The following is a 12024-nucleotide window of genomic DNA, read 5'->3' as shown; positions in this document are numbered from 1 at the left end:
CACAAATTTAACACTTTTCCCAAAATTCATGCACCGTGTTTTCGGCTTGACCCATCTTTTTGCCTGCGGCTGTGCCGGTAAACTGCAGGCAGACAGTGAATGTGATGTCTCTGATGAAGTGTCTCAAACGTGTTCGTCTGATTCGGGTTATAATCTTTCTAACGTGATTTATACTTCTAAAGATTCTGTAGAGGTTGTAAAACTTCTACGCCAAAAGTTTGTGGGGAATGAGGTGTTTCATTTTGCACGGCATTTTATAGGTCGTCCCTATGTGGGGTATACTTTAGAAATTTCTGATCCTGAGCGTCTTGTCGTAAATTTGCGGCAGTTCGATTGTACAACTTTGGTGGAGACTGTTTGTGCTTTGGTTATGACAAAGAGGCAGAATAGTGACAACTTTTCAGATTTCTGTCAGAATTTGGAGAAATTACGTTATCGTTCAGGAAAAATGGACGGGTATTTGTCACGTTTGCATTATTTTACTTGGTGGATGCATGACAATATAGAGAAGGGCCTTTTCATTGAGGTAATCGATAAGGTTTATTTTACTGCACCGAAAACGGTGAATAATTATTATATGAGCCAGCATGCCTCTGATTATAAGATGTTGGCGTCCCATCCGGAATGGGTGGATAGCATAAGGGCTATGGAGCGCTATGCCAATGGAGCTGACGGTCATTATCTTCCTCAAACCGCTACTAAATTTTCACCGGAACAACTTTCTGTTATTCACGATGGAGATATTATTGCAATTGTCACAACTAAAGCCGGTTTGGATTATTCTCATTTAGGATTTGCCGTGTGGGGCAGGGATCAGAAATTGCATTTGCTTAATGCTTCGATGGTTTATAAGAGAGTTGTGGAAGATACTGTGACTTTGTATGATTATTTAGCAAAACGTAAAACTTCTGTAGGTATTCGTCTGCTCAGGCTGATAGGAAAATGATAACAGATTAAATGTATAAAAAAATCGCCGAACAAAACAATATATGATTGTTGTTCGGCGATTTTTTTAGGGTGGGGGAAGTATCAGGTCAAATTAAATATTGAGATGAGATACTTTCGTTGTTCATAACACGCTGGATCGTTTCAGCCAACATGCTGGCAACGCTTAGTTCTTTTACTTTCGCACATTTACCGCGATAGGGGATGCTGTCGGTGAAGACCATTTCTACAAGGGCTGACTTTTCGACACGTTTGTCTGCCGGTCCGGACATAATGCAGTGACTGGCAATGGCACGTACACTATTTGCGCCGTTGCTCATGATCAGGTCTGCAGCTTTGGTTATTGTACCGGCTGTGTCTACAATGTCATCAACAAGAATGACATCCATATCTTTCACATCACCGATAATCTGCATGCTGGCGACTTCATTAGCTTTTTTGCGGCTCTTGTTGCAAAGAACCATGGGGCAATCAAGATATTTTGCGTAAGATGCAGCGCGTTTGGATCCTCCAACATCAGGAGTGGCAATGCAAAGATTGGGAAGGTTGAGGCTCTTTATATAAGGTAGTACCACCGTTGAGGCATAAAGATGATCTACTGGAACATCGAAAAATCCTTGCTCCTGATCCGCATGAAGATCCATCGTAATAACGCGGTCAATACCTGCAACACTCAACAAGTCGGCTACCAATTTTGCGGCGATGGATACGCGGGGCTTGCTTTTACGGTCTTGACGTGCCCAGCCGAAATAAGGAATGACAGCACAAATGCTATGGGCTGAGGCACGCTTGGCTGCGTCAATCATGAGTAACAATTCCATTAAGTTGTCGGAATTGGGAAATGTTGACTGGACAAGGAATACATCACGGCCACGGATGGATTCTTCGTAGCAAACTTCAAATTCGCCATCGGCAAATTCCGTTACAGTTAAATTACCTAAAGGGCGATTCAACTCTGCGCAGATTTTCTCCGCTAAATAGCGTGAGGCTCTTCCGGAGAAAACCATAAAAGATTTGTTGTTCATTATTGAAGGTCTTTATAATTTTTTATTTTTTTATTTGCTCTCTTTACTGTGTTAGGGAATAGGATTATCCTACAGCTTTTTTTAGTTTTCTGAAGTGGTTGATGAGCATTTTGAAATCAGAGGTCTGATGAATATTAAACCGATTCCAAATAGCTCCTAGGGTTACAACGCCTCCAAATCCTAAGTCTTTCAGTATGGAAATGTTTTCAAGGTCCACACCACCTAATGCCATCACTTTCCGGTTAATGACTTTCTTCTTGCTCAATTCCTTTAATTCTGCAATTGGGAATTGGCTGTCATAGCCGTCTTTTGAAATGCTTTTGAAAATAGGAGACAGAAAAACGTAGTCAAATTTATTTTTATAAGAAATTACTTCTTCTGCAGAATGGCACGAATAGCTGATGTGCCCTTTGTAGTTTTGTGGTATTTCCGGATTGCGATGATTCAAATGAATACCTCGCAAATTATATTCGCTTTTTAAATAAAAATGGTCGTGTACAACGATATTTTTGCGGTAATGTTCAGGAATTAAGGAGAGTAAACGCTCAGAATACACAGGCTCAGTATTGGGCTTGCGCAGGTGTAGGAGTTCAAGCCCTTCATCGAAGAGAGAGGTTAGTATTTGATGCTCTTCGACAAAGAAGTAGGGCGTTGTCATTAAAATCAGTTTCATGCTGCTCCTATTGCTTTGTTTATAGATGTCAGGGTAGGAAATGAAGATATGTAGTTCTGGTTCTCTTCTAGTTTTCCTCTGTAACTTTTACTGTCTGCAAAGTTACATAAAATTAAATGATATATGGTATTGTTAAAGTAAAAATATAATGGGCAGAACAGTAATGCTGTTTCCTTTTTTGCTTTTGCATCCATTATATGGTGTTTGAGTCATCCAAAGAGCAATAATATCCTAATTTGTAAAAATTGAAGAGAAGGATGGAAGGATGATGGCTGAGTAAATTTTTTTGAAGTGTTTTTTTTATGCTTTTATATAACTGTTTTGTGCATTTCTTCAGATGCCATTTTTCGAGTTTGGATGCAATGCGTGACGCTCCGGTATGTCCTTGTAGAGGATCCCCTAATTTGTAAAGCATTCTCATTGCAGTTTCAGTCTTTTTTAAGAAAGACTGATTGCTGTCTATTCCTTTGTGAATTAATGGATTATCTGTATGAATCACAGAGTAGGAATGTTTTTTTAGCATTAGGCCCATTAGTGTGTCCTCATAGCCATATTCTGTGCAACGTTCGTCAAACCGGATACGTTCAAAGACTTCACGATGAAACATGACATTGAATGTGGAAAAATAATTGTAGGGGGCTTTGGTACGGGCTGTGGCCGGTCGTGCCTTTTCTGCTTTCTTTTCGTAGCGATAACGTAGTTCACACCCTGATGGCGCAGGTCCGGGAGGATTCTTTAATGTGCCACATATCACGTCTCCCTTGTTTCTGTCTTGCCAGTAGCAGCGTATGAAGTCTTTTGTAAATATCTCAGCATCGGCATCAATCATCAGTAGTAAGTCAAAACGGGCAATGTCTGCCATGGCATTGCGCAAGTGGGCTTGGCCGATGTTCTTTTTTTGTTGTATGTATGTACTGCCTGTTGTAAGTGCGGCAGTCATATTGATTTTCTGTTTGTTTAAATCGGTTGATGCATCATCTGATACAATAATTTCATAATCGAATTCCCCATCCAATTCCTCTTTTAATTGGAGTGATTGGGCTGCTAGCTCTTTGATAAGCAGTGAGCAGTCATAGTTATAGACTGGGATTAATATTGAAATCATTGTTTCGTGAGAATGTTGTTTTAGAGCAGGCAAAATTAACAAAAACTCCGAAAAACACGAAATAAAAAATGAGAAGATGGATGAATTATTAAGTATTATGGTTGATTGCTGGTGTTTTTATCGTTGGTGTGGCCATTAGCTTATTATTGTAATGAAACTATGATTCTTTATATTGGCAGATAATATTTATTAGCGGAGTGAAAGAGGAGTTTTTTAATTGTTGTAGTATGCTGGTTCGTGAAGGTTATGCTTCTTGTTTTATTTTAATATTTTGTAAAAACTATGTTTGTTATGTAGAAAAATGTTATCTTTGCAATGTTTTACTGTCGCGTTTTTGTGATAAGTGCTAAACATTTAATTTAATAGTAGTTGTATGTTACAGGAAAAGGCCGGCGCATTGGCTGGAAAGATTTGGCAAGCTTTGAATGAAAATGGTGAGCTTGTTGGTAAAGATTTGAGAAAAATCCTTAAAATTCGTAGCGACAAAGATTTATATCTTGGGATTGGATGGTTGCTTCGTGAGGATAAGGTTGTAACGAAAGAAGTAGAGAAAGACATTCTCGTTTCTTTGAAGTAAGTTCTGCTTGAGAAATACCTTATTTACAGGGAGGATGAACTGTATAGTCACAGTTATTCTCCTTGTTTTTATTGGTATTTTATGTGGTTGTAAATGGTGATATTCCATTTTATTTGTATTTTTGCAGACGATATAATGCCGACGGGTTTGTCGGTTTGAAAGATTAAAATTAGCAAATTCTAAATACTCAGCATTGTGGTAGATACTAAGTACATTTTCGTAACGGGAGGCGTTGCGTCTTCTTTGGGTAAAGGTATAATTTCCGCTTCTATCGGAAAGCTTTTACAAGCTCGTGGTTATAATATCACTATTCAGAAATTTGATCCTTATCTTAACATTGATCCGGGTACGCTTAATCCTTATGAACATGGCGAATGTTATGTGACAGACGATGGGCAGGAGACGGATTTGGATTTAGGACATTATGAGCGTTTTACTGGTGTTCAGACTACTCGTAATAACAATGTGACAACCGGCCGTATCTACCAAAGTGTTATAGAAAAAGAGCGCCGTGGTGATTATCTGGGCAAGACCATACAGGTTATTCCTCATATAACGGATGAGATAAAGCGTGATATGTTGTATCTTGGGAAGCGTAATCACTATGATTTTGTTATTACGGAAATTGGTGGAACTGTTGGTGATATTGAGAGTTTACCTTTTTTAGAAGCCATCCGACAATTAAAGTGGGAATTGGGGCATAAGGCTGTATGTGTGCACCTTACTTATGTTCCTTATTTAGCTGCGGCTGGTGAATTGAAGACAAAGCCTACACAACATTCTGTAAAGGAATTACAGAGTTTGGGCATTCAACCGGATGTGCTGGTGTTGCGTACAGAGCATGAGCTAAGTTCTACGTTGAAAAAGAAAGTTGCCAATTTCTGTAATGTGGCCCCTGAAGCAGTTGTTCAAAGTTTAGATCAGCCCACAATTTATGAAGTGCCGCTTCGTATGCAGGAGCAGGAACTTGATGCAACTATTCTTCGAAAATTAGACATGCCGGTAGGTGAAACTCCGGGGTTGGGTCCTTGGCGTTCTTTCTTGAATCGTCGTCATCAGGCTACAGAAATAGTCAATATCGGTTTGGTTGGTAAATATGATTTGCAGGACGCTTACAAGAGCATATTTGAATCTTTGTCTCAGGCCGGAACTTATAACGATTATAAAGTAAAAGCACATTTTATAAATAGTGAGAAGTTGACGGCAGAGAATGTTGATAAGGAAATTGAAGCGATGGACGGAATCGTCATCTGTCCAGGTTTTGGACAGCGTGGCATGGATGGAAAACTTCTTGCTGCACAGTATTGTCGTGAACATGACAAACCAACTTTTGGTATTTGCTTAGGTATGCAAATGATGGTCATAGAATATGCTAGAAATGTATTGGGATATGCTGATGCAAATAGTTCTGAAATGGACCAGAAAACACCGCATAATGTTATTGATATTATGGAGGATCAAAAGAATATTACTAACTTGGGCGGTACTATGCGCTTAGGAGGATATGAGTGTTCTTTGATTGAAGGTAGTAAGGTGCGTGAAATTTATGGACGGGAAATAATTCGTGAACGTCATCGTCACCGTTATGAATTTAACAATGATTATCGTCAGGATTTTGAAAAGAACGGTATGATTTGTGCTGGAATGAATCCGGAGTGTGATTTGGTGGAAATTGTTGAAATACCTTCTTTAAGTTGGTATATAGGTACACAATTTCATCCAGAATATTCAAGTACAGTACTTAAACCACATCCTTTGTTCCTTGATTTTGTGAAGGCTGCAATTCTTGCAAAAAATGGTAACTCCGGGAAATGAAGGTTTGGGTATCACCTACTTTAGTGTGAATAAGCAGTAATAGCAAAATAGGCAATTGACAATTAAGGATAATGGCTTAAGCCAACTCTTTTACCTGATTGTCAATTGTCTTTTGTGGTTAATTTGATAATATATTATACAGTATAGAAAAATGGACAAAAACACAGTAATAGGATTACTATTGATTGTAGCTGTTTTGGTTGGTTTTGGGTATTATAATTCCACTTTTCAACCTCAGAACCCATCTCAAGCAGTCGTTCAGAAAACTGCAAATCAAGAAGTGTCAAATGTTGCAGAGAGGAAAGATGCTAGAAAGGAAGCATTAGTAATAGTCGATTCAACTGCATTGTTTTATAAACAGTTATCTGTAACAGATACAGCGAGTCACGATTATGTAGTGTTGAAGAATAACAATGTAATTGTTGAGATCAACCCTCGTGGCGGTACTATCGGAAATGTTTACTTGAGGAACTATACCAGTTATGATGATTTTCATGAAGGGAAGAAAATTCCATTACATCTTTATGATGGGCAAAATGCTTCTTTGAATTTCTCTTTTAACACAAGTACAGGTGTCTTAAATACTTCTGATTATATTTTTGAGACTGTAGACCAAAAAGATTCTACTCAGGTGACCATGCGTTTGGCCACAGGGAATGGTACAAAACTTGATTTGCGTTATTGTTTGTTATCTGGAGACAAATATATGATGAATGTTGAAGTTGTTACCTTTGGAATGGAAAAATATGCAACAACGCAAACCAAGAATTTAGCTATTGACTGGTCGCAAAAAATCAAGCAGCATGAGAAAGGCTATGATTTTGAAAACAGATACTCTTCTTTGACTTATAAGTTGACTGCCGATGATACCCAAATGTTAAGTGAGATTCAGGATGATAGTGAGACCGCGGAAGGGCCTGTGGATTGGGTGGCTTTTAAGAGTCAATATTTCTCAACTGTGTTAATTGCTCCAGTTTCTGAATTTCAAGGACTTTCTGCCCGTAGTCGACAAATTCCGAAAGAAGCAAAAAATAATGATGCAGGTTTCCTGAAAGATTATAATGTCAAAATGGAAATTCCGTTTGATGTGACTGGCACTAAAGCTACTCAATTGCAATTCTTTTTTGGTCCTAATAGTTTCAATCTACTTAAATCTATGGATGCTGATAAAGTAGGGGAAAAGGACTTGGATTTGGAAGATTTGGTATATTTGGGATGGCCACTTTTTAAGTGGATTAACCGTTTCTTTACCATTTATGTGTTTGATTTTCTCACATGGTTAGGTCTTCCGATGGGAATTGTCTTGCTACTTATCACGATTTTGATGCGTATTATTGTTTATATGCCAACGCGCAAGAGTTTTTTGAGTAGTGCCAAAATGCGCGTATTGAAACCTAAAGTAGATGAGATATCGAAAAAATATCCTAGAAAAGAGGATGCTATGAAAAAGCAGCAGGAAATGATGTCTCTTTACTCTCAATATGGTGTAAGTCCGATGGGCGGCTGTTTGCCGATGCTTATTCAGATGCCGCTTTGGATTGCAATGTTCAATTTTGTGCCCAATGCCATAGAGTTGCGTCAAGAAGGTTTTCTTTGGGCAGATGACCTTTCTACTTATGACAGTATTTGGGATTTTGGCTTCCATATTTGGGGCATTGGTGATCACTTGAGTCTTTTCTGTCTTTTGTTCTGTGTAACAAACTTGGTTTATAGCCATATGTCTATTCGTCAGCAACGGGATTCCATGTCGGCAGAACAGGCTCAGCAGATGAAGATGATGCAGTGGATGATGTACCTGATGCCGGTTATGTTCTTCTTTATGTTTAACACCTATTCTGCCGGTTTGAATTATTATTACTTCATTTCTCTGTTGGCCAGTGCCCTGACAATGTGGTATTTGCGCCGTACAACTGATGATGCCAAGCTTTTGGCGAAATTGGAAGCTAATTATCAGGCCAATAAGAATAATCCTAATAAAAAGCCTAAGGGCCTTGCTGCTCGTCTGGAAGCTTTGCAGAAGGCACAAGAGGCACAGATGGAAGCCAGACGGAACAGGCAAAAATAATTGTGAATTTTGTCGCTGTTATATGGATTTCACTTTTCCTGTGAATTCTTTATAACAGCGGCTTTTTATTTGGTTGAAAACAATAGATTTATTATGTCAATAAAAAACATGCTTACAGCAACAGCACTTCTGATGGTTGTTGGCACTGGTGCGCAAGGGCAGACTGATGAAAAGCCTTTCATCGGCAGGGTGCAAATGAAATTTACTACAGACCGCCTTACTCCTGAGGCTTTGTGGGCTATGGGGCGGATTGGTCAGTTTTCTTTGAATGAAAATGGTAATACTGCTGTTTATAATGTGAATTATTACAGTGTAAAAGAAAACAAAAGTCATAGTGTTCTTTATACTATGAATATGGCGGATAGCCACAGTGTTCTTTTGACGCAAACCGCAGATAGTGAGAGCGGAGCCGTTTTTATTAAAGGAGGACAAAAAATTGCTTATTTGAGTGCTGTCAGTGGCACTAATCAAGTTTGGGAAATGAATATTGACGGTTCTGGAAGACGTCAGCTTTCATTTGAGGAGAAGGATGTTATAGATTTCCTCTTTTCACCCGATGGCCGCAAGGTGCTTTTGGTAAAGGAAGTGCCCAATCATTCGGTTATTCAAGAAAATGATGCGGATTTGCCTTTGTCAAGTGGTATGGTTATCAATGACTTGATGTATAAGCATTGGGATAGTTACATAAAATCGGTACCTCATCCTTTTCTAGCCGGTTTTGATGGTGATAAAATTAGTAGTAGTGTCGATTTGCTTGAGGGAGAGCCTTATGAATGTCCTATGTTGCCTTTTGGTGGTATTGAGCAATTGGCTTGGAGTCCCGACAGTAAAACGATTGCCTATACTTGTCGGAAGAAAACAGGTAAGGCTTATGCTATCAGTACGGATAGTGATATTTACCTTTATGACTTGACCACTCAAGAGACACGTAATTTGTGTAAGCCGATGGACTACACCGCTCCGGAAGTTAATGAAACCTCAACTTTGGAAGCCCAAGGTGTCAATGTCCAGACAGAGGATTATAATGTCGGATACGATCAAAATCCCCAATTCTCTCCTGACGGACGTTACGTTGCCTGGAGCAGCATGGAACGTGATGGTTATGAGAGTGATCGCACTCGATTGTGTGTATTCGATTTGAAAACGGGCAAAAAGACTTATGTCACAGAAAGTTTTGAAAGTGGCGTTAATGAGTTTTGTTGGGCAAATGACAATAAAACACTTTATTTTACTGGTGTTTGGCATGGCCGTACTCAAATTTATCGTACCAATCTTAAGGGACAAGTAAAAAGACTGACAGATGATGTGTGTGATTATGTGCTTGTAGGTCTGACGCCAGATAACAAGACACTAATAGCCAAACGTCATAGTATCAGTCAGGCAGATGAGGTATATGCTGTGGCTCTCAAGGGAGATAAAGGCATAGCCCGTCAAATAACGGAGGAGAATAAACTTTTTTATGACAATCTGACTTTTGGCGAAGTGAAAGAGCGTTGGGTAAAGACAACAGATGGCAAAGAAGAATTATGCTGGGTTATTTATCCTCCTCATTTCGACCCTACCAAGAAATATCCTACCTTGCTGTTTTGCGAAGGCGGCCCGCAGTCACCTGTCAGCCAGTTTTGGAGTTTTCGTTGGAATTTTCAAATAATGGCAGCCAACGATTATATTGTCATTGCCCCCAATCGCCGTGGACTGCCCGGTTTTGGAATGGAGTGGCTGGAAGCCATATCAGGAGATTATTCCGGTCAGTGCATGCAGGACTATCTTTCTGCTATTGATGACATTTGCAGAGAGCCTTACGTTGATAAAGACCGTCTGGGGGCTGTTGGTGCCAGTTTTGGTGGCTATAGCGTTTATTGGTTGGCTGGTAACCACGACGGGCGTTTCAAATGTTTCATTTCTCATGATGGTATTTTTAATACGCAGCAGCAATATCTGGAGACGGAGGAAATGTGGTTCCCTAACTGGGATCTTAAATCGGCTCCATGGGTCAGAACGGCAGAGGGACAAATGCAGAAGGCTTATGCAACATCACCTCATCTTTATGTAGACCGTTGGGATGCTCCTATTTTGTGTATTCACGGACAGCGCGATTTCCGAATAGAATACACACAGGCCCAAAGTGCCTTTGCCGCTGCCAGATTGCGTGGCATTGAGGCTCAGTTGCTTTTGTTCCCCGATGAAAATCATTGGGTACTCAGACCGCAGAATGGTGTCTTGTGGCAACGCACTTTTTTCCGTTGGCTTGACAGATGGCTGAAGAAATGATTTTTTTGTGAAATGATAATCATAATAGGAAATAATATAAATACTTAAGTAAAATGGTAACAGAAAACACACAAACATTAAATGACAAGGCCTGGATACGTTGGTCTGCCTTGTTTATTGTTGCTTTCACCATGATGGCAGCTTACTATGTCAATGATGTTATGGCACCGCTCAAGAGCATGCTTGAAGGGCAGTTGAGTTGGACTAGCGGAGAGTTTGGCATGTTTACGGGGGCCTATAGCTTCCTTAATGTATTCTTGTTGATGCTCATTTGGGGAGGACTGATATTGGACAAGTTCGGCATCCGTTTCACAGGTATATTGGCCACCGTTCTGATGGTTGGCGGTACGGCCGTGGAGTATATTGCAATTACACAGTATGGCGGAACCTCCGAGATGCTTTGGGGCTATAAACTTGATGTGCTGATGGCCTCTGCTGGATATTCTGTTTTTGGTGTCGGAGCCGAAGTAGCCGGTATTACAGTTACAAAAATTATAGCTAAATGGTTTAAAGGTAAAGAGATTGCACTTGCAATGGGGGTACAGGTCGCTCTTGCGCGAATAGGCTCGCAAGCCGCTTATGCCATTGCTATTCCGGTGGCCAAAGCTTATAGCCTGGAAACGCCGCTTTTCATTGGAGCCGCAGTTTTGGTTGGTGGCTTTTTTGCCTTTCTGGCCTTTTCGCTTATGGACAGAAAGCTAGATAAGCAAGTCCGCATATCAACAACTTGTAATGCAGAAGAAAAGTTCTCCTTTAAGGATGTTCTCTCTGTTGTTAGAAATCCCGGTTTCTGGCTCATTGCTCTTCTGTGTGTACTTTTTTATTCTTGTGTATTCCCATTCCAGAAATTTGCCACAGAATTAATGGTGACAAAATATGGGGTCAGCGAATCTTTGGCTGGTACATTTGCCGGACTTCCAGCTCTTGGAACTCTTCTTCTTACACCTGTATTCGGCGGAATGATTGACAAACGGGGTAAGGCGGCCAGCATCATGATGCTTGGTGCTGCCATGCTGATTTTTGTGCATTGTGTTTATGCTTTGCCTTTCATTCATACTTCATGGGTGGCCATCGGGCTGATGATTGTGCTTGGAATTGCATTTTCTTTGGTTCCTTCTGCAATGTGGCCCAGTGTAGCCAAAATTTTTCCAGTCAAGCAACTTGGAACGGCTTATGCTCTTATTTTTTTCATACAGAATATAGGATTGTGGGGTATTCCGGCTCTGATAGGTTGGGTGCTTGAGCATTATTGCATTGTAGGTACTACTATGGTGGATGGTAAAATGACAAATCAGTACGACTATACTTTGCCCATGTGTATTTTCTCAGGCATAGCTTGTCTGTCACTGTTCATAGCTTATTTGCTCAAAGTGGCTGACCGTAAGTACTGCTATAGGCTTGAAGAGTCCAATATCAAGTAAAAAACATTTTCCTGATTTATAAGAATAAAAAAGTCCCATTGGTCTGTTTTTCCGAAAAAACGCCGATGGGACTTTTTAAGGGTCAAGCCGAAATTCCGGTGCATTTGTTAAAATTCGAGAGCTGAAA

Annotated in this window: 9 protein-coding genes; 6 read left to right on the top strand and 3 right to left on the bottom strand. The window is 40.0% G+C overall.

The genetic code is table 11. The features are described from left to right. The coding region (locus C5S62_RS03170; RefSeq protein WP_104404020.1) for an N-acetylmuramoyl-L-alanine amidase-like domain-containing protein at positions 1-946 on the top strand (946 nt) is incomplete at its 5' end. 88 nt (positions 947-1034) lie between these two features. On the opposite strand, the gene C5S62_RS03165 is transcribed toward C5S62_RS03170, so the two are convergent. The 3 genes from C5S62_RS03165 to C5S62_RS03150 form a co-directional block, all read right to left on the bottom strand. Continuing rightward, the gene (locus C5S62_RS03165) at positions 1035-1970 is read right to left on the bottom strand and encodes a ribose-phosphate pyrophosphokinase (RefSeq protein ID WP_172486198.1); all 936 of its coding nucleotides are present in this window, start codon (positions 1968-1970) and stop codon (positions 1035-1037) included. A gap of 64 nt (positions 1971-2034) precedes the next feature. After that, entirely contained in the window at positions 2035-2643 is a 609-nt protein-coding gene (locus C5S62_RS03160; RefSeq protein ID WP_104404018.1) for a thiamine phosphate synthase, read from the bottom strand. Positions 2644-2836: 193 nt separating this feature from the next. Further along, positions 2837-3748 carry a glycosyltransferase gene (locus C5S62_RS03150; RefSeq protein WP_104404016.1) on the bottom strand — a complete coding sequence of 304 codons (912 nt, stop codon included), beginning with the start codon at positions 3746-3748 and terminating at the stop codon, positions 2837-2839. A 373-nt stretch (positions 3749-4121) separates the two neighbouring features. Here C5S62_RS03150 and C5S62_RS03145 point away from each other — a divergent pair, with 373 nt between their 5' ends. From C5S62_RS03145 to C5S62_RS03125, 5 genes are all read left to right on the top strand, one after another. Then, positions 4122-4325 (top strand): winged helix-turn-helix domain-containing protein, encoded by a 204-nt coding sequence (locus C5S62_RS03145; protein WP_104404015.1) that lies wholly within the window; start codon positions 4122-4124, stop codon positions 4323-4325. Between the two features lie 195 nt (positions 4326-4520). After that, positions 4521-6140 carry a CTP synthase gene (locus C5S62_RS03140; protein WP_104404014.1) on the top strand — a complete coding sequence of 540 codons (1620 nt, stop codon included), beginning with the start codon at positions 4521-4523 and terminating at the stop codon, positions 6138-6140. Between the two features lie 151 nt (positions 6141-6291). Next, positions 6292-8205, top strand: coding sequence for a membrane protein insertase YidC (gene yidC / locus C5S62_RS03135; protein ID WP_104404013.1), 1914 nt, complete (start codon positions 6292-6294; stop codon positions 8203-8205). Positions 8206-8298: 93 nt separating this feature from the next. Next, a complete protein-coding gene (locus tag C5S62_RS03130; RefSeq protein WP_104404012.1) occupies positions 8299-10476 on the top strand; it encodes a S9 family peptidase in 2178 nt (725 codons plus the stop codon). Between the two features lie 53 nt (positions 10477-10529). Beyond that, positions 10530-11897 carry an MFS transporter gene (locus tag C5S62_RS03125; RefSeq protein WP_104404011.1) on the top strand — a complete coding sequence of 456 codons (1368 nt, stop codon included), beginning with the start codon at positions 10530-10532 and terminating at the stop codon, positions 11895-11897. Positions 11898-12024 lie beyond the last annotated feature (127 nt).

The sequence above is a fragment of the Prevotella sp. MGM2 genome, from assembly GCF_002933955.1.
GTDB lineage: Bacteria > Bacteroidota > Bacteroidia > Bacteroidales > Bacteroidaceae > Alloprevotella.
Note: the sequence above shows the minus strand (reverse complement) of the source record. Positions and strands in the feature narration are given on the sequence as shown.